Below are 21,904 nucleotides of genomic sequence, written 5' to 3'. Positions count from 1 at the left end.
CGATCCGCTCAGAGCGAACGCCGCGCCCTCAGGTGTTAATAAGGGACCCCTCCTCTACCGCAGACGTTACGAAGGGGCCCTTCCTTACACCTCGCGCGTGTAGCGGAGTTGCGGCGTCCGAGCGGACCCGATCAGGTCCTCGCGTTCCGTGCCGGTCTCCACCCAGCCGCCCCGCTCGTAGAAGCGCCGTGCGTGCGCGTTCTCGCGCAGCACCCAGAGCGCGGCGTGCACCCAGCCGCGCGCCCGCATCGCGGCCAACGCGTCGACCATCAGCTCGCGTCCCACGCCGCGTCCCTGCTCCGCCGGCTCCAAATGGAGTGCGTACAACAGGCCGGTGGCGGGGTCGCCCTCGTCGTCGGGGCCGACGTAGCTGAAGCCGGCCAGCTCGCCGTCCCGCTCGGCGAGCGTCATCCGGTGGCTGTCCCGCTCCCAGCCCCACCGCTCGGCCCAGTACCGCCCCATCTCCTCGCCGGTGGGCGCGGCCAGGGACTCGGGCGGCAGGAACGACGAGTACGCGGCGACCCGGGACCGCTGGTGCAGCGCACCCACCGCCATCAGGTCACCGGCGGTCGCCGGACGGAGCGTGATCGTCACCCGGCCGAGGCTACCCGCCGGGGCGGGACCGGCACGGTCGTCAGGTCCTCGGCGATCACCAGGTCGCCGTCGAAGTGCTTGCGGGCCTCGTCGGCGAAGCGGTTCGCGTCCGCGTACCGCTGGGAGAAGTGGGTGAGCACGAGCCGGCGTACCCCGCACTCGCTGGCCACCCGCGCGGCCTGCGCCGCCGTGAGGTGGCCGACCTCGGCGGCGAGCGCGGACTCCGACTCCAGGAACGTCGACTCGATGACCAGCAGGTCGGCGTGCTCTGCCAGGGCGTACACCCCGTCGCAGAGGCCGGTGTCCATCACGAAGGCGAACCGCTGCCCCGGCCGGGGGACGCTCACCTCGTCCCGGGTGACGCGACGCCCGTCGACGTCCTGGTGACCGACGCGGAGCAGCTCACCGACGGCCGGGCCGGCGATGCCGTACGCGGACAGCTTCTCGGGCATCATCCGGCACCCGTCCGGCTCGACCAGCCGGTAGCCGTACGTCTCGATGGGGTGCCGCAGCCGGCGCGCCTCCAGCGTGCCGCCGTGCAGGGCGATCCGCTGACCGTCGGCGTCGATCGGTTCGACGGCCAGCTCCGCGGTCTCGTAGAAGCTCGACGCGTGTCGCAGCCGGTTGAAGTACTCGGCGCCGCCGGCCGGGAAGTGCACGGCCACCCGGTGCGGCACCCGGTCGAGGGAGAGGCGCTGGATCATGCCGGGCAGCCCCAGGCAGTGGTCGCCGTGGAAGTGGGTGACGCAGATCCGGGTCAGGTCGGTGGCGGTGACCGTGCTCTGCACCAGTTGCCGCTGGCTGCCCTCGCCGGGGTCGAACAGGATCACCTCGTCGTCCCAGCGCAGCACGTACCCGTTGTGGTTGCGCGTCCGGGTCGGCGCCTGGCTGGCCGTCCCGAGCACCACCAGCTCGCGCATCGACACGGTGATCTCCCCGGAGATGAAACGACCCCCGGGGCTTCCGCGCTCGCGCGCGGGCCGGCTGGACTGGGCCGGCACCCCGGGGGTCGGGTGGCTGTCGTGGATTCGCCGCACCGCTGCCACACGGTCTCGACGATTTTGCCTGTGCCCACCCCTCGCGGGGCGGACGGGATCACTGTCGAGGACAGCGGCTAGCGGACAGCCACCTCACGAGTCCGATTGCTATACAAGTCTGGACCACCTCCTTTCCCGTGTACCGCCACGCTATCCAGAGCCCGGCGGCCGGGCAACGGATTTCGATCACAGGCACCACCGGGAATGCCGGCCCGGTGTTCACCGCCCGGCCAGCTGCCCGTCATCCGGAAACGCCTGTGTATCGGCTGGTCGCGGGTCATCATCGGCTCATGGCGACGAGCGAGGCGGGAGCCGGACCGCGGCGACGGACGCCGGGTGGGCGCCGCAGGGCGGTCCTCGGCTGGGGCGGCTGGGCCGCCGCGGTGGCCGTGCTGTCGATGCTCGCGCGCTGGATCGGCGGGGCCGCCGAGCCGGAGTGGGCCGAGGAGGTCGCGCTGGTCCTCGTGATCGGCCTGGCCAGTGTGGCCGCGCCACCGGTGCTCGACCGGCTGTCCGCCGGGTCGCCGGAACCGGGCGAACGCGCTCGGGATGCGGCGCGGCCAGCCGCAGCGTCAGCCGGCCCTCCTCGACCGTGAGCCGGCGGGTGCCGGGCCGAGCCGGCACCGGCCGCCCCGCCCCAGCGCGGCACCGAATCGCAGGCTGCCCCTACTTGCTCCGGTAGGGCAGGATCCGGGGGATGAGCGACGACGATGGCCGGCGGGATTGGCTGCGCGAGGTCGCGAGGTTCGCCGCCACCTTCGCGCTGTTCGTCGCCATCGACGAGTGGCGGGGTGGGAACGGCATGGACGACGACTTCCCGACGCTGCTGGCCGAGATCCTGGCGGCCGCCCTCCTCGTCAGCCTGATCGTTCGGACCTCCCGCTGGCTCCGCCAGGCCGTGCTGGCGCGGCGGGCCGGCCGGGGCGGCGCACCGGTGCCGCCCCGGCCACCCGGCTCACCCCGGTTCCCGCTGCTCGTCGTGCTGGTGGGGCTGCCGGTGCTGGTCGGCCTGCTGATTCTCGGTGCCCGGCTGTGGAGTGCCGGCTGGGCGCCCGCCGTGGAGCGGACCGTCACCTCGCCGTACTCGTGGATCATCGTGGTGGTCTACCTGGGTCATGCGCTCGCCCCGGGCCGTACCGAGCCGGCCAAGCAGCGCCGGTGGCCGGTGTGGCGCCTGGCGGAGAACGTTGTGGCCGCGTTCCTCTGGGTGGGCCTGGTCAGCGGCGACCTGCTGCCGGACCGGTGGTACGGCACGCTGGGCGAGACCGTACTCGCGTTGCTCGCCGCGACGGCTGCGGGGGACGTCGCCCTGCGGGTGTTCGGTGCGCCGGCCGGCCCCGATCAGGAGGCGGCGGTGATCCCGATGGGACCCTCACGCGGGCCCTCCTCGTTGGCGGGCTGAACGGCCAGCGACGGGAAGTCCGCGAGGTCGCCGGCCGGTTCCGCGTCCCACTCCGGGAAGACCAGGTCGCTCTGGAGGTAGAGGCAGAGCAACTGGGTCAGGTGACGCAGCCCGTCCAGGTGGGTGCGTTCGTGGCCGTGGGTGGCGTCCACCCCGAAGCCGAGCAGCGCCACCCGAGCGTGGGCGCCCGCCTCGACGGCCGCCGCCACGTCCGAGCGGTAGTAGTCGAACACGTCACGGACCAGGTCGACGCCGTGCTCGCGGGCGATCGACGCCAGGTTGCGGGTGAGGTGGTAGTCGAACGGGCCCACCCCGTCGCCCATGGCCAGCGTCGCCGCGTCCTCCCGGGACTGCTGACCGGGGGCCACCACGGCGGCGTCCACCGAGACGATCTCCGCCACGTCGGGGTCCAGGCCGTGCGAGGCGCCGTGGCCGATCTCCTCGGTCACCGTGATCAGCAGGTGGGCGGTGACCGCCGGGGTGACGCCCGCGTCGACCATCGCCTTGCACGCGGTCAGCACGGCCGCGACCCCGGCCTTGTCGTCGAGGTGCCGGGACTTCACGTACCCGGACGGGGTGATCTGCGGGTTGGGCAGCAGCGCCACGAAGTCGCCCGCGTCGATGCCCAGCGCGCGCAGGCCGGCGATGTCGTCGACCGGCTCGTCGACCCGCACCTCGACCAGTTCCCAGCCGATGCCCTGGGAGTCGACGGCCTCGTTGTAGCGGTGGCCGCTCGCCTTCAGCGGGAGCACCTGCCCGGTGATCACCCGGTCCAGGTCGTCGGTGAAGATCCGGACGTGGGCACCCTCGGCGAACCGGGCGCTGTGCGTACCGATCGGCTTCAGCTCCAGCCGGCCGTTCTCCTTGAGCCGCTTCACCATGCCGCCGATGGTGTCCGTGTGCACCACGACCGCCCGGTCCGCCCCCGTGGTACGGGGACCGGGCAGGCAGGCGCTGAGCGCGCCGCGCCGGGTCAGCGTCGACGGGATCCCGAGCGCCGCCAGCCGTTCGCCCACGTACTGCTGCACGTGGTCGGTACGCCCCGACGGGCTGGGGATCTCCAGCAGCTCCAGCAGCACCTGGCGCAGGTAGTCGAGGTCGAGGGGGAGCGGAGCGGGCTTGTTCGCGGTCATGCCCCTGAGCTTGCCGCACCTGCCGGGGACCACAGTCGTTGAGGGGCCCGGGTGCCGGGGAAGAGCAGGTCGACGAAGCGCTCGGCGGTCGGCTGCGGTTCGTGGTTGGCCAGGCCCGGGCGCTCGTTGGCTTCGATGAAGACGTGCTCGGGTCGGTCCGGAGCGGGCACCAGCAGGTCCAGCCCGGTCACCGGGATGTCCAGTGCCCGGCTCGCGGTCACGCACGCCTCGGCGATCGCCGGGTGCAGTTCGGCGGTGACGTCGTGGATCGTGCCGCCGGTGTGCAGGTTGGCGGTGCGCCGGACGGCGAGCACCTGCCCCTCCGGCAGCACGTCGTCGAGGCCGTACCCGGCCTCGGCCACCACCTCGCGGGTCATGTCGTCCAGCGGGATGCGGGACTCGCCGCCGGTCGCGGCCGCCCGGCGGCGGCTCTGCCGCTCGATCAGCTCGGCGATGTCGTGCACCCCGTCGCCGGTGATCGACGCCGGCCGGCGTACCGCCGCGGCCACCACCTCGTGGTCGATCACCACGACCCGCAGGTCCTCGCCCGTGCACAGCTCTTCCAGCAGCACCTCGGGGCAGAACCGGGTGGCCAGCTCGACGGCGGTCCGCAGCGCCTCGGGCGTCGTCACCCCGACCGTGATGCCGTTGCCCTGCTCGCCTCGGGCCGGCTTGACGACCACCTGGCCCACCTCGGCGAGGAACGCCGCGTCGGCCTGGCCACCGACGGCGGTCCGGCCGCGCGGCACCGAGAGCCCGGACCGGGCGAGGATCCGCCGGGTGACGCGCTTGTCGTCGCAGCGGCTCATCGCCACGGCCGAGGTCAGCTCGGACAGCGACTCGCGGGTGAGGATGGTCCGGCCGCCGCTGCTCAGCCGCAGCTCGCCCCAGGCCGGGTCGGTCACCTCGACCCGGATGCCGCGGCGCATCGCCTCGTCTGCGACGATCTTCGCGTACGGGTTGAGCCGGTCGTACCCCTCGGGCATGGCGGGCAGGAAGAGGCGCTCGTTGATCGGGTTCTTCCGCTTCACGCAGAGCGTGGTGGTCCGGTAGAAGCCGATCCGCTCGTAGAGCCGGATCGCCCCGGCGTTCTCGGCGAGCACGGACAGGTCGACGTACGCCCGGCCCCGCTCGACCAGCCGGGCCGCCAGCTCGGTGATCAGCGCCTGGCCGGTGCCCGGCGGCGCGGCGTTGAAGTCCACGGTCAGGCACCACAGGCTGGCGCCGTCGTCCGGGTCGTCGAAGACCGCCACGTGGTCGACGCCGGTGATGGTGCCGACGATCTCGCCGGCCGCGTCCTCGGCGACGAGGTGCAGGAAGCGGTCGTCGTCCGCGTTGGCGACCAGCACCTTCACCGGGGCGGTGACCATGCTGTTGGCCGCGTAGATCCGGTTGACGTCGTCGGCGTCGTCCGCGTCGCGCAGCGGCCGGATCCGCAGCCCGGGGATCTCGGGGGCGTCGGGCGGCCCGCCGTCCAGCGGCAGCCGGTAGGTCAGCGACGGGTCGATGAACAGCTCGTCCGGCAGTCGGGAGACCAGCACGTGCGGGTCGCGCAGGTAGATGCAGATGTCCCGGGCGCCGGCCGCCTCCGAGCGCAGCACGTCGGCGACGGCGGCCTGGTCGGTGAACGTCTGGCCGAAGACCAGCCGGCCCCAGCCGCAGTCCAGCACCACGCCGTCGGCGCGCCCGCCGTCGGTGCCGTCCTCGGCCGGACCGGCGTTCGCCGCCACCGGGTCGCCGCCCGGCCCGACCCGCTCGTACCGCCGGCTCCGGCCGCGCACCTGGTCCGCGAGGGCCACCCCGGTGGCGAGGGTGTCCGACACGGTCAGTCGATTCCGTGGCTCTGGAGCCACATTTCCAGGAGTCCGAGTTGCCACAGCTTGTTTCCGTTCAACGGGGTCAGTTCGGCGTTCGGGTCGGCGAGCAGCGCGTCGACGTAGTCGGCGCGGTACAGGTCGCGGCGGCGGGCCGCCGGTGCGGTGAGGGCGTCGCGTACCCGGTCGAGGAGCTTGCCCTCCAGGTGGGTGAGGCCGGGGACGGGGAAGTAGCCCTTCGGCCGGTCGATGACCTCGTGCGGGAGGACCCGGCGGCCGATCTCCTTGAGTACGCCCTTGCCGCCCTGCGCCAGCTTGAGCTCCGGCGGGCAGCTCGCGGCGAGCTCCACGAACTCGTGGTCCAGAAACGGCACCCGGGCCTCCAGCCCGTGCGCCATGGTCATGTTGTCGACCCGCTTCACCGGGTCGTCGGTCAGCATCACCTGGGTGTCGATGCGCAGGCCGGCGTCGACCGCGGTCTCCGCGCCCGCCCGCGCCAGGTGTGCGGCCACGAACTCCCGCGCCGGGTCGCCGTCGGCCAGCCACCCGGGGTTGAGTACGCGGGCCAGCCCGGCCGCGTCCCGGTCGAAGAACGCCCTCGCGTACGTGTCGAGCGCGTCCTCCCGGGCCACCCGGGCCAGCGGCGGGTACCAGTGGTAGCCGCCCAGGATCTCGTCCGCGCCCTGGCCGGACTGCACGACCTTGACGTGCCGGGCGACCTCCTGGCTGAGCAGGTAGAACGCCACGCAGTCGTGGCTGACCATCGGCTCGCTCATCGCGGCGACGGCCGCCTCCAGCGGCGGCACCAGGTCGCCGGTCGGCACCTTGATCTGGTGGTGGTCGGTGTCGAACGTCTTCGCCACCAGGTCGGAGTAGCGGAACTCGTCGCCCTCCCGGCCGCCCACGGCGTCGAAGCCGATGGAGAACGTGGACAGCCCCCGCTGGCCCTCGCCGGCGAGCAGGGCCACCACCAGGCTGGAGTCCAGGCCGCCGGAGAGCAGCACGCCGACCGGCACGTCGGCGACCATCCGCCGGCGTACGGCGGTGGTCAGCGACTCCAGCAGGGCGTCCTGCCAGTCCTTTTCGGACCAGCCGGCGTGGTCGGCGTTCCGGGTGAACGACGGGTTCCAGTAGATCCGCTCGTGCGTACGGCCGTCCGGCTGGTAGACCCGGATGGTGGCCGGGGGCAGCTTGGCCACCCCGCGCAGGATGGTCCGCGGCGGCGGCACGATGCTGTGGAAGCTCAGGTAGTGCGCGAGCGCGACCGGGTCGATGGAGGTGTCGACCCCGCCGCCGGCCAGCAGCGCGGGCAGGGTGCTGGCGAAGCGTACGACGCCCGGCGACTCGGCCACGTACAGCGGCTTGATGCCGAGCCGGTCCCGGGCCAGCACCAGCCGGCCGGTGTCCCGCTCGCTGATCGCGACGGCGAACATGCCGATCAGGTGGTCGACGAAGTCCAGGCCCCACTCGGCGTACGCCTTGAGCACGACCTCGCTGTCGCCTGAGGAGAAGAACCGGTGCCCCTTGGCCTGGAGCTCGGCGCGCAGCTCCCGGTAGTTGTAGATGCAGCCGTTGAAGACGCCGGTGAGCCCGGCGGCGGCGTCGACGAGAGGCTGCCCGCTCGCGGCGGACAGGTCGATGATCTTCAGGCGGCGGTGCCCCAGGGCGGTCGGCCCCTGCGCCCACACGCCACTGTCGTCCGGCCCTCGGTCACTCATCGTGGCCGCCATGCGCTCCACCGCGCCGACATCGGCACGCGAACCGTCACGACGGAACTCTCCCGCAAGTCCGCACATGCCGGCCCATGCTGCCAGAGGATGTTGCGATTCGCCTGTTGAGATGATGACGGTCGTGTAAAGGGTTGCTAGGATTCGCGCCCCTCGGTCGCAGAGCGTGACGGTGGGCGGGGGACCGTGGCGGTTCGTGTCGGGGGCCGTCACCCTGGGCGGATCTCGAGCGCCCGCTGGCTGTGATAATCACCGCACCTCCGGTGCGGCTGGTCGATTGTTTCGGCGTCGGCCACGGCGTCGCCCGATTCGGGATGCCTCCCACCCGGCGGCGCGAGTTGCCCAGATGGGTCGCCTAAGGGCCGGTCGGCCCAAAGCCGAAAAAACTACACTTATCATCTGCAAGCCGGTTTGCCGCAGAAACCCGGAAACTGGCGCGAGAGAACATGAATCCTCCTTACGTTTGGCGTGGCTCATCTTCCCGAGCCGTCCGGAAGGGAGAGGAAACATGTCGAAGAGGTTCGTGATCAAGCTCGCCGGCGCGGCCGCACTGGGCGGTGCCGCCCTGCTGCTCGGTACGCCCACGGCCGCAATGGCCTACGACGGCGAGGACTCGTCGGACAGCAACGTCTGCGGCAACATCGTGCAGTCCAACGAAGCGCTCGCCGCCAGCGTCTTCGAGAAGAACTTCATCGAGGACAGCGAGGTCGCGGTCGACGTTGACCAGACCATCGAACAGGAGAACGAGGTGGAAGAGTCCATCCCGATCTCTGTCTGCATCAACGACGTCAAGGTGGACCTGGAGCTGGGACGGTCGCTGCCCGTCCCGCGCTAGGGCGCGAGTGTCGGGCATCAACCAGCCCGTGCGCCAGCGTCCCGGACACCTCGCGGTGCCCACCGTGGCCGGAGGTGCGGTCGTCACGATCAAGGTCAGGAGGCCCCGGCTGAGCCGGGGCCTCCTCCGCGTCAGCCGGCGGTGCGGGCGATGCCGACCGGGCAGCTCAGCCCGTTGGGGCCATGGTTGCAGTAGCCGTTCGGGTTCTTGGTCGGGGCGAGGTACTGCTGGTGGTAGTCCTCGGCCAGGTAGTAGTCACCGAGCCGGCGGATCTCCGTGGTGATCTCGCCCTTGCCCGCGCGGGCCACGATCGGCGCGAACGCGTCCCGGGACGCCTGGGCGGTGGCGAGCTGCTCGTCGGTGGTCGCGTAGATCGCCGACCGGTACTGGGTGCCCACGTCGTTGCCCTGGCGCATGCCCTGGGTCGGGTCGTGGTTCTCCCAGAAGACCTTGAGCAGGTCCTCGTTCGTGATCAGCTCCGGGTCGTACACGACCTGGACGACCTCGGCGTGGCCGGTACGGCCCGAGCAGACCTCCTCGTACGTCGGGTTCGGCGTGTAGCCGCCCGCGTAACCGGCGGAGGTGGTGAACACGCCGGGCAGCGTCCAGAACAGGCGCTCGGCGCCCCAGAAACAGCCCATCCCGAACACGGCGACCCGCGACCCCTCGGGGAACGGGGGCTTCAACGGGGTGCCGAGCACCTCGTGGCGGTCGGCGACGGGCATCGCGATCAGGCGGCCGGGCAGGGCCTGCTCCGGGGTGATCATCTCGGCCTTCATGCGGCGCAGGAACACGGTGGGGACTCCTCTCGTACCCTTCGCAGCCTGCAACGCCGGCAGACCCGTATTCCTTACCCGTCCCACCCACTGTCAGGCGCGGTTGCGCCGCCATCGCGTCTGTGCGTACTCGTCCACCCAGCTCCTGCTGCTCCGCCAGGCGCCGTCGTCTCCCTTCACCGCCCGCAAGCGCCCCCGGTTGGCAGCGACACGCAGCGCGGCCTCCGACAGGTCCGGCGACGTGAGAGCCGGCAACGGGACGAGTTGTGCCGGCTCGGCCACGGCCGGCATCAGGAAGCGGTAGATGTTCGTCGTGACGCCACGGGCAATCAACTCGCCAAGAGGGCCCGGGTCGCCACGGTCCGGACAAGCCGGCCTGCGCGTCCGTCGCCGTCCAGAAAGGGATGAACGACCTCGAAGCGGTGATGAACGACGGCCAGAACGAACAAATCTGGCTCCGGCTGTGCATCTCCGCGGGCGGGGCTCGGTGTCTGCCCCGCATCGCTGGTTGTGCGGGTCGCGACCGTTCCCGTGCGGGTGATCGAGTCACTACTTTCTGCACTGGTGGGCGGCGATGCCGCCCGGACAGCGGGTGATGTGGCCTATCTGGACAACCAGCTCCAGGGGCACGTGGTCTCGCGCGGCCCGGACGTACTATCGCTGCTGCGGACCTGGGAGTCGGTGCGCGCCGAGGCGCTGTCCGCCCGGCAGAGCACCGAGCTGATCGAGGAGGCGGCACAGGCATGGACCTGACCGGGGCGGTCCGGGTGAAGAGCACGCGCAGCAGCGGCAACTCCGGCAACTGCGTCGAGGTCGCCGGCAACCTGCCCGGGGTCGTCGCCGTGCGGGACAGCAAGGACCGGCAGGGTCCCGTGCTGACCTTCCCGCCCGCCGCCTGGCGCGCCTTCGTCGCCACTCCGCCCACCCGGTGACCGTTCCGCCCCTCTCCACCGCCCCGGGCCAGCCGACGATCATCGAGATTCGGCCCGACGCCGACGAGGCGTTGGCCCGGTCGGTGCTCGCGGTGCAGCACGCCGCGTACGCCGTCGAGGCCGCCCTGATCGGCGACGACCGCATCCCGCCGCTGCACGAGACGGTGACCGACCTGCGCGCGGCGCCCCTGCGCTGGCTCGCCGCGTTCGCCGCCGACCTGCCCGACGACGCCCCCGGCGTGCAACCCGGTGCCGAGCCTCCCGCCTCGGCCGCCGACCTGCCGGGCGACGGTGCCAGCGTGAATACCGGTGCGCCTCGACTGGCTGGCGCGATCGCCTGGACCGAGGACGACGCGACCGTGGACATCGACCGCCTGGTGGTCGACCCGGCCGCGCACCGGCGCGGCGTCGGGCGCGCTCTGGTCGGCGCCGTGCTGGCCCGAGCCGGTGCCCGTCGCGTCCTCGTCGCCACCGGCCGGGCCAACCAGCCGGCCCGCCGCCTCTACGAGTCGCTCGGGTTCACCGTGATCGGGGACGAAGAGGTCATCCCGAACCTCTGGATCTCGCGATACGAGCGCCCCATCTGAAAATCCCGGAAGGAAACGGCCCCTGGAGGGGCCGAAATCTTCCAAGAACTCGCCCGGTCCAGTCCGCTCAGAGCGCCGCGCGGATGCGGTCGGCGTAGGCGGTCGCGTCGTCGTCGTTCGCGTAGCGCGTGCGGGGCCAGAAGAAGCCGCGCAGGCCGTCGCCCTTCGTCCTGGGCACCACGTGGGTGTGCAGGTGCGGCACGGACTGGGAAACCTTGTTGTTCATCGCCACGAACGTGCCACCGGCACCCAGGCCGGCCTCGACCGCGATCGCGAGCCGCCGCACCAGCCCGAAGTAGCCGGCCAGAGCCCCGGGCGGCAGGTCGGCCAGCGTGACGAGGTGGGTACGCGGCACCACGAGCACGTGCCCCTTGAACACCGGCCGGGTGTCCAGGAACGCCACGCCGTCCGCCTCGTCGACGACCCGGAACGCCGGCACTTCGCCCGCCACGATCCCGCAGAACACGCACCCCGCCATCGCCACAGGCTATGGCCGCGAGCCCCGCCCCGCCCAGCACCGCGGGCCGCAGGGCTCAGGCCGGATCCAGGTAGGCGTCCCACTCGCCGTCGGGCACACCCGTGGGGCCGGTCTCCCCGCTGGCGAGACGACATCTGATGTCCGCCTCCCAGGCGAGCGCCCACCGACGCAGCCCATCGATCTCCGCTTCATCGAGGCCGTAGGCGAGGAAGGTCTCGTCGTCCAGTTCGCGCACGCCGCCGAGTCGGTCTGCCAACTCCTCCAGCGAGAAGCCGGCCGTGTGCCGTGCACCCACGGACTCCAGCTCGTGCAGACTCATCCGGCTGTTCGCGGCTCGGATGTCGATGTAGTCGCGATGTGCTGCGCGCTCATGCAGAGCCCGCACCTTGAGGCCGATCGCGTCCTCAAGGGCGAGAACGGGCCCGATGCTGAGATGAGCGGGAGGTCCGATCGCCTCCTTCAGAAGATCCACCTCGCACGCCACCGTCTGGCCGGTCACCAGCAGCCGAGCCATGCGCGGAGTGGCCTCGATGATGCGAGCGGCGAAACCAGCGTTGGCGTACGCATCGACGAGTCGGTCTGCCACCACCGGCAGCGGAAGAACGGTGGCGGTCGCGAAGTCGATGTCCCGCGACGGCCGGGCTGTCAGCTCGTGCGCCGATAGTGCGTAACCACCGGCCAGGACGAGACCCAGATCGTTGCCAGCGGTGAAACCAATCTGCAACAGATGACGATGTAGCTCGTCCACGTCAAGCCTGCAGTTCGGGAATCTGCCGCTCCCAAAGGGCGATCAGGCGTCGAGACGTCAGCCGTCTGATTCGGGGCCAGTCGGCACGCAACAGCGTCGGGTTGACGTAGCGGATGACGTCGTCCCGTTGACCGCAGTCCAATAGTGTCCGGTAGAGCGTGAGCCGTTGCCGCGGGTCGGTGACGTCGAACTCGGTCAGGCCGGACCAGGCCAGCCGCACCGGCAGGGCGACGCGGCCGTGATCGGGGCCGGCCAGCATGTCCAGCGAGGCGGGAATGCGGTCGGCCGCGCCGATCAGGCGGGACGGCAGGGCGGTCGAACTCACCCGGCCAGTATCGCCCACCGCCCTGACACTGCGCTTCCACCGACCCGCGGGGGTGGGTTCCATGGGCTGGGAAGGACTGGACGACTAACGTTTCGGGAATGAGTCACGGCTTCGAGACGCTCGCCATCCACGCCGGCCAGGACCCCGAGGCCCGCACCGGCGCGGTGATCCCACCGATCTACCAGACCAGCACCTACGCGCAGGACGCTGTCGGCGCGCCCCGGCTGGGCTACGAGTACAGCCGCTCCGGCAACCCGACCCGCGACGCGCTCCAGGAGTGCCTCGCCGCGCTGGAGGGCGGCACCGTCGGGCTCGCCTTCGCCAGCGGCCTCGCCGCCGAGGACACCCTGCTGCGTACCGTCTGCAAGCCGGGCGACCACGTGGTCATCCCCGACGACGCGTACGGCGGCACCTACCGGCTCTTCGCGAAGGTGGTCGAGCGGTGGGGGCTGCGCTACACCCCCGCCAAGGTGTCCGACCCGGCCGCGATCCGGGCCGCGATCGAGCCCGGCCGGACGAAGATCGTCTGGGTGGAGACGCCCACCAACCCGCTGCTCGGCATCGCCGACATCGCGGCCCTCGCGGCCGTGGCGCACGACGCGGACGCGCTCCTGGTCGTGGACAACACGTTCGCCTCGCCGTACCTCCAGCAGCCGCTCGCGCTCGGCGCGGACGTCGTCGTCCACTCCACGACGAAGTACATCGGCGGGCACTCCGACGTGGTCGGTGGCGCGCTGATCGCCGGCGACGCCGGGCTCGGCGAGGACCTGCGTTACCACCAGAACGCGATGGGCGCGATCAACGGGCCGTTCGACGCGTGGCTCACCCTGCGCGGCATCAAGACCCTCGGCGTACGCATGGACCGGCACTGCGACAACGCCGAGCGGATCGCCGCGTACCTCGACGGGCACGCCAAGGTGGGTCAGGTGATCTACCCGGGCCTGCCGTCGCACCCGGGTCACGAGGTGGCCGCGAAGCAGATGCGCCGCTTCGGCGGGATGATCTCCTTCCGGGCGGCCGGCGGCGAGGAGCACGCCGTCGAGATCTGCAACCGGGCGAAGCTCTTCGTGCTCGCCGAGTCGCTCGGCGGGGTGGAGTCGCTCATCGAGCACCCGGGCCGGATGACACACGCAAGTGCCGCCGGCTCGCCGCTTGAAGTTCCCGGCGATCTCGTGCGACTGTCTGTCGGCATCGAGACGGTCGACGACCTGCTCGCCGATCTGGAGCAGGCGCTGGGCTGACCGCGGGCTGGGGAGGGTGGCCGTGCAGGACATCATGCCGACCTGGGTGGGGGCGACCGCCAAGCAGATCGCCCGGGGCGTACGCCGGGGTGACGTCTCCGCCACCCAGGTGGTGGCCGACCACCTCGACCACATCGCCCGCGCCGACGCCGAGCTGGCCGCGTTCCGTGCGGTCCGCGGCGGTGAGGCGGTCACCGAGGCGGAGAAGGTCGACGAGCAGGAGGACCTGGCCAACCTCCCCCTGGCCGGCGTGCCGGTGGCGGTCAAGGAGAACACCGCCGTCGCCGGGCTGCCCACCTGGAACGGGTCGGCCGCCGTGCGTACCCCGGTGGCGGAGGCCGACCACGAGGTGGTCCGGCGGCTGCGCGGCGCCGGCGCGGTGATCCTCGGGGTGACCCGGATGCCGGAGCTGGGCCTGTGGGGCGTCACCGACGACGAGACCGGGGTGACCCGCAACCCGTGGGACCTCGGGCGTACCCCCGGCGGCTCCTCCGGTGGCTCGGCCGCCGCGGTGGCCGCCGGCCTGGTGCCGATCGCCCACGCCAACGACGGCCTCGGGTCGATCCGGATCCCGGCGGCCTGTTGCGGCCTGATCGGCCTCAAGCCCGGGCGCGGGGTGGTGCCGTGCCAGCTCGGCGCGGACGACTGGTTCGGCCTCACCGAGCACGGCGTGCTGACCACCACGGTGGCCGACGCCGCGGTCGGCTTCCAGGTGCTCGCCGGCCGTCGGCAGGAGAAGCTGGTGCCGCCGCAGCGGCTGCGGGTCGGGGTGTCGCTGCGTTCCCCGGTGCGCGGGGTCTCGCCGGACGCCCCGAACCGGGACGCGGTCGCCGCCGCCGGCCGGCTCCTCGCCGCCGCCGGGCACGACACGGTGCCGGCGGACCCGGTCTATCCGACCGCGCTGGGCCTGCAGGGCATCGCGACCTGGTTCGCCGCGGCCGCCGCCGACGTGCGGGCCGCCGGCCTGGACCGGCGGATCCTGCAGCGGCGCAGCCGCCGGCACGTCGCCTTCGGGGAGTGGGCGGAGCGCCGGGGGTACGTGCGGGAGGCCGACCGGGCCGCCTGGCGCGAGCGCTCGATCGGGTTCTTCGCGGACCACTCGGTCGACCTGCTGCTCACCCCGGCGCTGGCCACCGTGCCGCCGGAGGCGGCGAGCTGGTCGGCCCGTTCCTGGCGGGCGAACATGGTGGCCAGCATCCGGTACGCCCCGTACGCCGCCCCGTGGAACATCGCCGGCCTGCCCGCGCTGGTGGTGCCGGTCGGCCGCCGCCCGGACGGCCTGCCGGTCGCGGTCCAGCTCGTCGGCCCGCCCGGCTCGGAACTCCTGCTGCTCGGCGTGGCCGGCCAGTTCGAGATGCAGGCGCCCTGGACCCGCCACGCCCCCGGCTACCCCCGCGTCGGAACGGGGTCGCCGGCCCCCGCCTGATCCAGCCCCGCGGTCGGGCCGGGCACCGACAGACGCGATCTTGCATTTTTCAGCCCTGGCGAAGTGGGTCGGAAGCCGCGTACCGGCGACGAAAGCGCATGATCGCGGGTCGGGGGCGGGGCGCGGGTCGGGGGCGGGGCGAGGGTGCGACGATCGGCGTATGACGGAACTGGTCAGCCTGGACGACGTACGGGCCGCGCGGGAACTGCTCGCCGGTGTCGTCCGCACCACCCCTTTGGAGCCCTCCCGGCCGCTCAGCGCGGCGCTCGGCGGGCCAGCCTGGCTCAAGTGCGAGAACCTGCAGCGCGCCGGCTCGTACAAGGTGCGCGGGGCGTACGTGCGGATTTCCCGGCTGTCCGAGGCGGAGCGGGCCAACGGCGTGGTCGCGGCGAGCGCCGGCAACCACGCGCAGGGTGTCGCGCTCGCCGCCGGGCTGGTCGGCACGCACGCCACCGTCTTCATGCCGGTGAACGCGCCGCTGCCGAAGGTGGCCGCCACCAAGGGGTACGGGGCCCAGGTCGAACTCGTCGGCAACACCGTCGACGAGTCGTTGGTGGCCGCGCAGACGTACGCCGAGCGCACCGGGGCGACGCTGATCCACCCCTTCGACCACAAGGACGTGATCGCCGGGCAGGGCACGGTGGCGCTGGAGATCCTCGAACAGTGCCCGGACGTGAAGACGATCGTCACCGGGGTGGGCGGCGGCGGTCTGGTCTCCGGGATGGCGGTCGCGGCGAAGGCGCTGCGGCCGGACGTCCGGGTGATCGGAGTGCAGGCGGCCAGCGCCGCCGCGTTCCCGCCCTCGCTGCTGGCCGGCGAGCCGGTACGCCTCCCGTCGTTCAGCACCATCGCCGACGGCATCGCCGTGGGGCGCCCGGGCGAGTTGACCTTCCTGCACGTTCGCAAGCTGGTCGACGAGGTGGTGACGGTCTCCGAGGAGGACATCTCCCGCGCGCTGCTCATGCTGCTCGAACGGGGCAAGCAGGTGGTCGAGCCGGCCGGCGCGGTGGGGGTGGCGGCGCTGCTGACCGGGGCGGTCGAGGTGGAGGCCCCGGTGGTGGCGGTGCTGTCCGGCGGAAACATCGACCCGTTGCTGATGCTGAGGGTGATCGAGCACGGCCTGGCGGCGGCCGGCCGCTACCTGCGGGTCACCGTCCGGTGCACCGACCGGCCCGGCCAGCTCGCGTCGCTGCTCAGCGAGATCGCCGAGCACCGGGCGAACGTCGTCGACGTCGAGCACCAGCGGGCCAACCCGCACCTGCGCCTCGGCGAGGTGGAGGTCGCGCTGTCGGTGGAGACCCGGGGCGTGGAGCACTCGGACACGCTGATCAGCGCGCTGCGGGCCAGCGGCTACCAGGTGGTCTTCGCGGGCGAGGGGTGACGCCGGCTCGGGGTGTGCCGGCGTGCGTGACGCGCGCGGCTCAGGCCGGGCCGGCCTGCGTGACGCGCGCGGCTCACGCCGGGTCGGCCTTCGGAAAACGCGACGCGCCGGTGCCCAGCCGGGCGCCGGCGCGTCGGGACGGTTTCGCTCAGCCGGAGAACGGCTCGAAGGCGACCACGGTCACCTTGATGTCGGCGCCGCTCGGGGCCGTGTAGGTGCACGTCTGGCCGGGGCGGCAACCCAGGATCGCCTTGCCGATGGCGGACTCGGGACTGTAGACCGTCAGGTCCGTGGTCGACGCGATCTCGCGGGAGCCGAGAAGGAAGCGCTCGGTGTCGTCCTTGTCGTCGTCGAAGTAGATCGTGACGACCATGCCGGGCGCGACCGTGTCGGCGGTGGGCGCCTCGCCCACCTGCGCGGTGCGCAGCAGCTCCTTCAGGTAGAGAATGCGCCCCTCGGCCTTGCTCTGCTCCTCGCGGGCAGCGTGGTAGCCGCCGTTCTCCCGCAGGTCGCCTTCCTCGCGCCGGGCGTTGATCTCGGCGGCGATGACCGGTCGGTTGGCGATGAGCTCATCGAGCTCGGCCTGGAGGCGGTCGTGCGCCTCCTGAGACAGCCAGGTGGCGGGCGCCTCGTTGCCGTTGGACACAGGCGATCTCCTCAGTCGTGCGTGCTGGCTGACAGTGAACTTCCAAGTTACCAGTGACCACCGACAAGGGGTGTCGACGATCACTCACGGCCGCTCGGCGGGCGGTCACGCCAGCACCGGCGACCGCCTTCCGGCGCCGGTGGGATCGGGATCGGCGCCGGTCAGGCCGGCGGTCGGCAGCGCAGCACCTCGCCGATGAAGGCGCGCCCGCTGGTCACCAGCCGGTGCTGCTGCGTCACGTGCCGTTTCCCGGGCTGCGCGGTCACGGTGACCTGCTCCCGGGCGACCTCCGCGCCGGCCCGGTCGCGGGCGCGCAGCACGCAGACCGCGGACCCGCCCGGCGGCACGGTGACCCGGAAGTCGACCAGTACCTGGGTGTCCGTGATCCCGGTGTAGGTGATCACCGTGGCGTCGTACTCGGGGTCGCCGTACTGCTGGTAGAGGCGGACCGTGACCAGGCCGAGGACGGCGGCGAGGCCGAGCGCCAGCAGCCCGGCCAGCAACGGCCGGCGGCGGCCGGGCTCGCGGCGGCGCCCGTACCGGCCGGGCGGGAAGACCGGCGCGCCGGACGGAATTGTGGCGTGCGTCTCGCTCACCGGCGGGTAACTCCTGGCGTCGTTGTCGGGGGCATCGGCAAGAATGGCAGAGTTCATTCTCCCAGCCCGGTCCTGTCGTCCAGCATGACAGGTCGGCGCCGGCGGGTTCCGGCACGGGGGGAGCATTCCGGCAGGTCAGCCGGGCGGCCCGAGGGGCGGACCGCCGGGGCAGAGACGAGGAGCGCCGACGTTGGCAGAGCGACTGCGGCTCATGGCCGTCCACGCACACCCGGACGACGAGTCGAGCAAGGGCGCGGCGACCACCGCGAAGTACGTGGCCGAGGGCGTGGACGTCCTGGTCGTGACGTGCACCGGCGGCGAGCGCGGCAGCGTGCTCAACCCGAAGATGGACCGGCCGGACGTCTGGGCCAACATCGCCGAGATCCGCCGGGCCGAGATGGACGCCGCCCGCGCGATCCTCGGGGTCGAGCAGGCCTGGTTGGGCTTCGTGGATTCGGGCCTGCCCGAGGGTGACCCGCTGCCGCCGCTCCCCGAGGGTTGCTTCGCCCTGCAGGACGTGGCCGAGGCGGCGGGGCCGCTGGTGCGCCTGATGCGGGAGTTCCGTCCGCACGTCGTCACGACGTATGACGAGGAGGGTGGCTACCCGCACCCGGACCACATCATGACCCACAAGATCAGCATGGCCGCGTTCGAGGCCGCCGGTGACCCGGAGCGCCACCCGGAACTGGGCGCACCGTGGCAGCCGCTCAAGCTCTACTACGACATCGGCTTCTCCAAGGGCAAGATCCTCGCCCTGCACGAGGCCATGCTCGCCGCCGGCCTCGAGTCGCCGTACGAGGAGTGGATCAAGCGCTGGGAGGACCGGGAGGACAAGGGCCCCCGCATCACCACCCGGGTCGAGTGCGCTGACTACTTCCCGGTTCGGGACGACGCGCTGCGGGCCCACGCGACCCAGATCGACCCGGACGGCTTCTGGTTCCACGTGCCGATGGAGCTCCAGCGGCAGGCCTGGCCCACCGAGGACTTCCAGTTGGTCCGGTCGCTGGTCGACAGCCCGCTGCCCGAGTCGGACCTGTTCGCCGGGGTGCGCGAGACGGCGCACGCCGGCTAGCCGAGGTCCCGCCGCTACTCGACGGACGCCCTGATCCGACACCGGGCTACCCTGGGTACCAACCGCTCATCGGAGGAACGCCATGCTGACCGCTGCCCAGGTGCTCGCCCAGAACAACTTCGGGGACACCCGCACGGGTGGCCTGGCGGGCCCGATGGGTCTCCTGCTGATCCTGGTGCTGGCCACCGCCACCGTCCTGCTGATCCGCAACATGAACGCGCGGCTGCGCCGGCTGCCCGACCGGTTCCCGCAGCAGGCCGGGCCGGCCGACGCGGCCCGGGCGGACGCCGCAGTCGTTGATCCGACAGACGGCACGGGAGCGCAGGATTCATCGGCGAACCCGCCCAACGGGCACCAGCAGCGCCAAAACGGCTAGTCCCCGCATGATTCACGTCCGAGCAGGTCGTCACCCCCTGTTGCGGTCACCGGTATTGGCTTAGCCTTCCGCCGGGGGGACCGTCAGTCTCTTCGGCCGTGCGGGAGGGGGCGCCGATGACCAGCACAGCAGCGGCTGCCCGTCGCACCTCCGCCCGGCCCGTCGCCGGACGGGGTCGGTGACCTCCGCCCCGGCGGGGGAGTCGCGGGTCGAGACCCGCGACTCGTCTCCGCGGCTGCTCGTGCTCACGGTTGCGGTGGCGGTGACCGCCCTGGTCGCGGCGGCGGTGGGCCTCACCCTGCCGGTCGGCCTGCCGGCCGACGATCCCTTCGGCGGGCCCGCCCGCTTCGGGTTCGCCGTCGCCCTCTTCGCGATCGCCCAACTGGCCCGGCTCCGGTTCCGGGCCGCCGCCGGCGCGGTCAGCATCACCTGGGGTGAGGCTGCGCTCATCGTCTGCCTGCACCAGGTGCCGTCCGGGTGGCTCCCGGCGGCCACCCTTCTCGGTGTCGGGCTCGCCTGGACCGGCATGTCGCTGCTCGGGGACCGCCGGCCGGTGCTGGAGATCGTCCGGATCGCGTCGTCCCTGGCCGCGGCGACCGCACTGGCCGTGGCGGTCACCACGGCCCTGGGCCGGCCACTGCTGGCCACACCGACGCCGGCCCTCGCGCTCGCGGTGGGTGCCGGCGCGGTCGTCTACCTTCTCGCCAGCGCCTGGCTGGGCGGCGTCAGCCTCACGTTGCGGAACGGCACGTCGCTCGGCGCGGTGCTGCTCGCGGCGCTGCGCGGCAAGCTGCTGATGTTCGTCGGCAACGTCGTGGTGGGTCTGGTCGTGGTGGCTCTCGTGGACCTGGATCCGCGCTGGTTGCTGCTGTTGCCTCCGCCGCTCTGGCTGCTCCAGCAGACCTACCGGCACCGGCTGCGCGCCGACCAGGAGCGGCGTTCCTGGCGAGCCTTCGCGGAGGCGACGGCTGCGCTCAACCAGCTCGACGAGCGGGGCGTGGCGAGCGCGGCGGTGTCCGGCGCGTTGACGCTCTTCCAGGCCGAACTGGTCGACGTGGACGTCGCCCGGGGCGACGGGCGCTGGCGGCGCTACCGGGGTGACGCGGGCGGGCAGATCGTGGAGCGGGAGGTCGGTGTCCCCGACGAGGCGGACGACCACCGCCTGGTCCGGGCGCTCACGGTCGGGGACACGCAGGTGGGCCACCTTCGGGTCCGGTTCCCGCCCTCCGCGCCGCCCGGCGACCGCGAGCGGGACGCGGTCGCCGCGTACGGGGACGCTCTCGCGGCGGCGCTGCACGACGCGGCGACCCACCGCGAGCTGCGCCTGGTCACTGCGCGGTCGTCGTACGAGGCGGTGCACGACGCGCTGACCGGCCTGGTCAACCGGGCGGCGATGCTGAGCAGGGGCGACCAGGCGCTCCGGCAGCTCGCACACGACCACCCGGTGGCACTGCTCCTGCTGGACGTCAACCAGTTCAAGGAGGTCAACGACACCCTCGGGCACGCCGCCGGCGACCAGTTGCTGCGGCTGACCGCCAACCGGCTGGGTGCGCTGGCCCGCGGCGGGGACCTGCTCGGCCGCCTCGGCGGCGACGAGTTCGCCGTCCTGCTGACGTCGGTCCCGGTCATCGGGGACCGCGCGGCCCCGATGGCGTACGCGCTGCGCCAGGCCCGGGAGATCGCCGAGCGGCTCGCCGCGCCCACCGAGGTGGCCGGCGTACGGATGTCGGTGGAGGTCGCGGTCGGGGTGGTGGTGGCCGACGCGGGCACCGCCGACATGACGGAGCTGCTGCGCCGCGCCGACATCGCCATGTACCAGGCCAAGGAGGGCGGTGGCAGCGTCGCCGCGTACGACTCGACCCGGGACGCCGCCAGCACCGACCAGCTCGCCCTGCTGGCCGAGCTGCGGGAGGCGCTGGCGACCGACGACCAGCTGGTGCTGGCCCTGCAACCGGCGGTCGACCTGGCCACCGGGGCGCCGACCGGCGTGGAGGCGCTCATCCGCTGGCGGCACCCGCGCCGCGGCTGGCTGAGCCCGCACGACTTCATCCGCCCGGTGGAGAACAGCGAGCAGCTGGGCACGTTCACCCGGTACGTGCTGGACAAGGCGCTCGCCGTGGCGGCGCAGTGGGCCCGGGAGGGCCTCGACGTGCCGATCTCGGTGAACCTGTCGGCTCGCAGCCTGCTCGACCCCCGGCTACCGGCGGAGATCGCGGACGCCCTGCGCCGCCACCAGGTGCCGGCGCACCGCCTGGTCCTGGAGATCACCGAGACGGTGGTGATGAGCGAGCTGGAGGTCATCGACGAGGTGCTCGCCACGCTGCGCACGATGGGCGTGCAGCTCGCGGTCGACGACTTCGGCACCGGCTTCTCGTCGCTGACCTTCCTCACCCGGATCGCGGTCGACGAGTTGAAGGTGGACCGGTCGTTCGTGATCCGGATGGCGGATTCGCCGGAGGCGGCGGCGATCGTGCGGACCACCGTCGGGCTGGCCCAGGAGTTGGGGCTGCGGGTGGTCGCCGAGGGCGTGGAGACCGCCGAGCAGCGCAGCGCGCTCGCCGCGCTGGGCTGCACCGCCGCGCAGGGCTACCACTTCTTCAAGCCGATGCCCGCCGACAAGATCGGCGCCGTCCTCGGCACCCTGCTGGACGACGCCCGCCCCAACGTGTTCCCCCTCCGCGCCGCCGACGACGCCTCCTAACCCGGATCGATCATGGAGTTGGCGGGCTGCAAGGAGATCAAACCGCCCGCCAAGTCCATGATCAACGGGTGTGGTGG

25 protein-coding genes are annotated in these 21,904 nt (G+C 72.5%); 12 read left to right on the top strand and 13 right to left on the bottom strand.

The window, feature by feature from the left end:
- Positions 1-84: 84 nt before the first annotated feature.
- Together AB0873_RS14055 and AB0873_RS14050 are read right to left on the bottom strand one after the other, a co-directional pair.
- Entirely contained in the window at positions 85-594 is a 510-nt protein-coding gene (locus AB0873_RS14055) for a GNAT family N-acetyltransferase (protein ID WP_366600090.1), read from the bottom strand.
- Complete coding sequence (locus AB0873_RS14050) at positions 591-1,520, bottom strand: ribonuclease Z (protein ID WP_366600174.1); 930 nt, start codon at positions 1,518-1,520, stop codon at positions 591-593. Before AB0873_RS14050 ends, AB0873_RS14055 begins: the two co-directional genes overlap by 4 nt.
- Positions 1,521-1,921: 401 nt before the next feature.
- Between AB0873_RS14050 and AB0873_RS14045 the strand changes: the two genes are divergently transcribed.
- Positions 1,922-2,227 carry a hypothetical protein gene (locus AB0873_RS14045; protein WP_366600089.1) on the top strand — a complete coding sequence of 102 codons (306 nt, stop codon included), beginning with the start codon at positions 1,922-1,924 and terminating at the stop codon, positions 2,225-2,227.
- A gap of 101 nt (positions 2,228-2,328) precedes the next feature.
- Positions 2,329-3,033, top strand: coding sequence for a hypothetical protein (locus AB0873_RS14040; RefSeq protein WP_366600088.1), 705 nt, complete (start codon positions 2,329-2,331; stop codon positions 3,031-3,033).
- Here the strand turns inward: AB0873_RS14040 and AB0873_RS14035 are convergent.
- From AB0873_RS14035 to AB0873_RS14025, 3 genes are read right to left on the bottom strand one after another with little or no spacing between them, the layout of a single operon-like run.
- On the bottom strand, positions 2,973-4,166 hold the full coding sequence (locus tag AB0873_RS14035; protein ID WP_366600087.1) for an osmoprotectant NAGGN system M42 family peptidase: 1,194 nt from the start codon (positions 4,164-4,166) through the stop codon (positions 2,973-2,975). The genes AB0873_RS14040 and AB0873_RS14035 overlap by 61 nt on opposite strands.
- Positions 4,163-5,989, bottom strand: a complete 1,827-nt coding sequence (gene ngg, locus AB0873_RS14030; RefSeq protein WP_366600086.1) for an N-acetylglutaminylglutamine synthetase — start codon at positions 5,987-5,989, stop codon at positions 4,163-4,165. Before ngg ends, AB0873_RS14035 begins: the two co-directional genes overlap by 4 nt.
- Positions 5,990-5,991: 2 nt before the next feature.
- Positions 5,992-7,776, bottom strand: a complete 1,785-nt coding sequence (locus AB0873_RS14025) for an N-acetylglutaminylglutamine amidotransferase (protein WP_366600085.1) — start codon at positions 7,774-7,776, stop codon at positions 5,992-5,994.
- Between the two features lie 439 nt (positions 7,777-8,215).
- On the opposite strand from AB0873_RS14025, the gene AB0873_RS14020 reads away from it, so the two are divergent.
- A complete protein-coding gene (locus AB0873_RS14020; protein WP_366600084.1) occupies positions 8,216-8,542 on the top strand; it encodes a hypothetical protein in 327 nt (108 codons plus the stop codon).
- 131 nt (positions 8,543-8,673) lie between these two features.
- On the opposite strand, the gene msrA is transcribed toward AB0873_RS14020, so the two are convergent.
- From msrA to AB0873_RS14005, 3 genes are all read right to left on the bottom strand, one after another.
- A complete protein-coding gene (gene msrA / locus AB0873_RS14015; RefSeq protein WP_366600083.1) occupies positions 8,674-9,336 on the bottom strand; it encodes a peptide-methionine (S)-S-oxide reductase MsrA in 663 nt (220 codons plus the stop codon).
- A gap of 75 nt (positions 9,337-9,411) precedes the next feature.
- Positions 9,412-9,609: a hypothetical protein gene (locus AB0873_RS14010; RefSeq protein ID WP_366600081.1), complete on the bottom strand. Its 198-nt coding sequence runs from the start codon at positions 9,607-9,609 to the stop codon at positions 9,412-9,414.
- A 38-nt stretch (positions 9,610-9,647) separates the two neighbouring features.
- Positions 9,648-9,860, bottom strand: coding sequence for a Fic family protein (locus AB0873_RS14005; RefSeq protein ID WP_366600173.1), 213 nt, complete (start codon positions 9,858-9,860; stop codon positions 9,648-9,650).
- Positions 9,861-9,882: 22 nt separating this feature from the next.
- On the opposite strand from AB0873_RS14005, the gene AB0873_RS14000 reads away from it, so the two are divergent.
- The 3 genes from AB0873_RS14000 to AB0873_RS13990 are packed head-to-tail and all read left to right on the top strand — an operon-like array spanning position 9,883 to position 10,837.
- A complete protein-coding gene (locus tag AB0873_RS14000) occupies positions 9,883-10,071 on the top strand; it encodes a Scr1 family TA system antitoxin-like transcriptional regulator (protein ID WP_366600080.1) in 189 nt (62 codons plus the stop codon).
- The gene (locus AB0873_RS13995; protein WP_366600079.1) at positions 10,062-10,250 is read left to right on the top strand and encodes a DUF397 domain-containing protein; all 189 of its coding nucleotides are present in this window, start codon (positions 10,062-10,064) and stop codon (positions 10,248-10,250) included. The genes AB0873_RS14000 and AB0873_RS13995 overlap by 10 nt, the downstream gene beginning before the upstream one ends.
- Positions 10,247-10,837 (top strand): GNAT family N-acetyltransferase, encoded by a 591-nt coding sequence (locus tag AB0873_RS13990; RefSeq protein ID WP_366600078.1) that lies wholly within the window; start codon positions 10,247-10,249, stop codon positions 10,835-10,837. Before AB0873_RS13995 ends, AB0873_RS13990 begins: the two co-directional genes overlap by 4 nt.
- 67 nt (positions 10,838-10,904) lie before the next feature.
- Here AB0873_RS13990 and AB0873_RS13985 read toward each other — a convergent pair whose 3' ends face one another.
- Genes AB0873_RS13985 through AB0873_RS13975 form a run of 3 tightly spaced genes read right to left on the bottom strand, consistent with a single transcriptional unit; the run spans position 10,905 to position 12,388 of the window.
- Positions 10,905-11,315 carry an HIT family protein gene (locus AB0873_RS13985; RefSeq protein WP_366600077.1) on the bottom strand — a complete coding sequence of 137 codons (411 nt, stop codon included), beginning with the start codon at positions 11,313-11,315 and terminating at the stop codon, positions 10,905-10,907.
- Positions 11,316-11,370: 55 nt separating this feature from the next.
- Positions 11,371-12,063, bottom strand: a complete 693-nt coding sequence (locus tag AB0873_RS13980; RefSeq protein WP_366600076.1) for a nucleotidyl transferase AbiEii/AbiGii toxin family protein — start codon at positions 12,061-12,063, stop codon at positions 11,371-11,373.
- A gap of 1 nt (position 12,064) precedes the next feature.
- Complete coding sequence (locus tag AB0873_RS13975) at positions 12,065-12,388, bottom strand: hypothetical protein (protein ID WP_366600075.1); 324 nt, start codon at positions 12,386-12,388, stop codon at positions 12,065-12,067.
- A gap of 98 nt (positions 12,389-12,486) precedes the next feature.
- On the opposite strand from AB0873_RS13975, the gene AB0873_RS13970 reads away from it, so the two are divergent.
- The 3 genes from AB0873_RS13970 to ilvA all read left to right on the top strand — a co-directional run bounded on the left by AB0873_RS13970 (position 12,487) and on the right by ilvA (position 16,436).
- The gene (locus AB0873_RS13970; protein WP_366600073.1) at positions 12,487-13,629 is read left to right on the top strand and encodes a cystathionine gamma-synthase; all 1,143 of its coding nucleotides are present in this window, start codon (positions 12,487-12,489) and stop codon (positions 13,627-13,629) included.
- 16 nt (positions 13,630-13,645) lie between these two features.
- Positions 13,646-15,055 (top strand): amidase, encoded by a 1,410-nt coding sequence (locus AB0873_RS13965; protein ID WP_366600072.1) that lies wholly within the window; start codon positions 13,646-13,648, stop codon positions 15,053-15,055.
- 160 nt (positions 15,056-15,215) lie between these two features.
- Positions 15,216-16,436 (top strand): threonine ammonia-lyase, encoded by a 1,221-nt coding sequence (gene ilvA, locus AB0873_RS13960; RefSeq protein ID WP_366600071.1) that lies wholly within the window; start codon positions 15,216-15,218, stop codon positions 16,434-16,436.
- A 148-nt stretch (positions 16,437-16,584) separates the two neighbouring features.
- Here the strand turns inward: ilvA and greA are convergent, their stop codons facing one another.
- Entirely contained in the window at positions 16,585-17,082 is a 498-nt protein-coding gene (greA, locus tag AB0873_RS13955) for a transcription elongation factor GreA (RefSeq protein WP_366600070.1), read from the bottom strand.
- Between the two features lie 161 nt (positions 17,083-17,243).
- Positions 17,244-17,678: a DUF4307 domain-containing protein gene (locus AB0873_RS13950; RefSeq protein ID WP_366600069.1), complete on the bottom strand. Its 435-nt coding sequence runs from the start codon at positions 17,676-17,678 to the stop codon at positions 17,244-17,246.
- Positions 17,679-17,868: 190 nt separating this feature from the next.
- Between AB0873_RS13950 and mca the strand changes: the two genes are divergently transcribed.
- The 3 genes from mca to AB0873_RS13935 all read left to right on the top strand — a co-directional run bounded on the left by mca (position 17,869) and on the right by AB0873_RS13935 (position 21,827).
- Complete coding sequence (gene mca / locus AB0873_RS13945) at positions 17,869-18,750, top strand: mycothiol conjugate amidase Mca (protein WP_366600068.1); 882 nt, start codon at positions 17,869-17,871, stop codon at positions 18,748-18,750.
- Positions 18,751-18,832: 82 nt separating this feature from the next.
- The gene (locus AB0873_RS13940; protein WP_366600067.1) at positions 18,833-19,126 is read left to right on the top strand and encodes a hypothetical protein; all 294 of its coding nucleotides are present in this window, start codon (positions 18,833-18,835) and stop codon (positions 19,124-19,126) included.
- A gap of 178 nt (positions 19,127-19,304) precedes the next feature.
- The gene (locus AB0873_RS13935; RefSeq protein ID WP_366600066.1) at positions 19,305-21,827 is read left to right on the top strand and encodes a GGDEF domain-containing phosphodiesterase; all 2,523 of its coding nucleotides are present in this window, start codon (positions 19,305-19,307) and stop codon (positions 21,825-21,827) included.
- Positions 21,828-21,904: the final 77 nt, after the last annotated feature.

It is taken from the genome of Micromonospora sp. NPDC047707 (assembly GCF_040704235.1).
Taxonomy (GTDB): Bacteria; Actinomycetota; Actinomycetes; order Mycobacteriales; family Micromonosporaceae; genus Micromonospora.
This window is presented reverse-complemented; position numbering and strand designations above follow the sequence as displayed.

Excerpts from the sequence above, each read along its gene's own strand:
- AB0873_RS13995 (WP_366600079.1), top strand. The coding sequence starts at position 10,062 with ATGGACCTGACCGGGGCGGTCCGGGTGAAGAGCACGCGCAGCAGCGGC.
- AB0873_RS13985 (WP_366600077.1), bottom strand. The coding sequence starts at position 11,315 with ATGGCGGGGTGCGTGTTCTGCGGGATCGTGGCGGGCGAAGTGCCGGCG.
- AB0873_RS13970 (WP_366600073.1), top strand. The coding sequence starts at position 12,487 with ATGAGTCACGGCTTCGAGACGCTCGCCATCCACGCCGGCCAGGACCCC.
- AB0873_RS14035 (WP_366600087.1), bottom strand. The coding sequence starts at position 4,166 with ATGACCGCGAACAAGCCCGCTCCGCTCCCCCTCGACCTCGACTACCTG.
- AB0873_RS14020 (WP_366600084.1), top strand. The coding sequence starts at position 8,216 with ATGTCGAAGAGGTTCGTGATCAAGCTCGCCGGCGCGGCCGCACTGGGC.
- AB0873_RS13940 (WP_366600067.1), top strand. The coding sequence starts at position 18,833 with ATGCTGACCGCTGCCCAGGTGCTCGCCCAGAACAACTTCGGGGACACC.
- AB0873_RS14045 (WP_366600089.1), top strand. The coding sequence starts at position 1,922 with ATGGCGACGAGCGAGGCGGGAGCCGGACCGCGGCGACGGACGCCGGGT.
- AB0873_RS14010 (WP_366600081.1), bottom strand. The coding sequence starts at position 9,609 with ATGCCGGCCGTGGCCGAGCCGGCACAACTCGTCCCGTTGCCGGCTCTC.
- AB0873_RS14025 (WP_366600085.1), bottom strand. The coding sequence starts at position 7,776 with ATGTGCGGACTTGCGGGAGAGTTCCGTCGTGACGGTTCGCGTGCCGAT.
- ilvA (WP_366600071.1), top strand. The coding sequence starts at position 15,216 with ATGACGGAACTGGTCAGCCTGGACGACGTACGGGCCGCGCGGGAACTG.
- AB0873_RS14040 (WP_366600088.1), top strand. The coding sequence starts at position 2,329 with ATGAGCGACGACGATGGCCGGCGGGATTGGCTGCGCGAGGTCGCGAGG.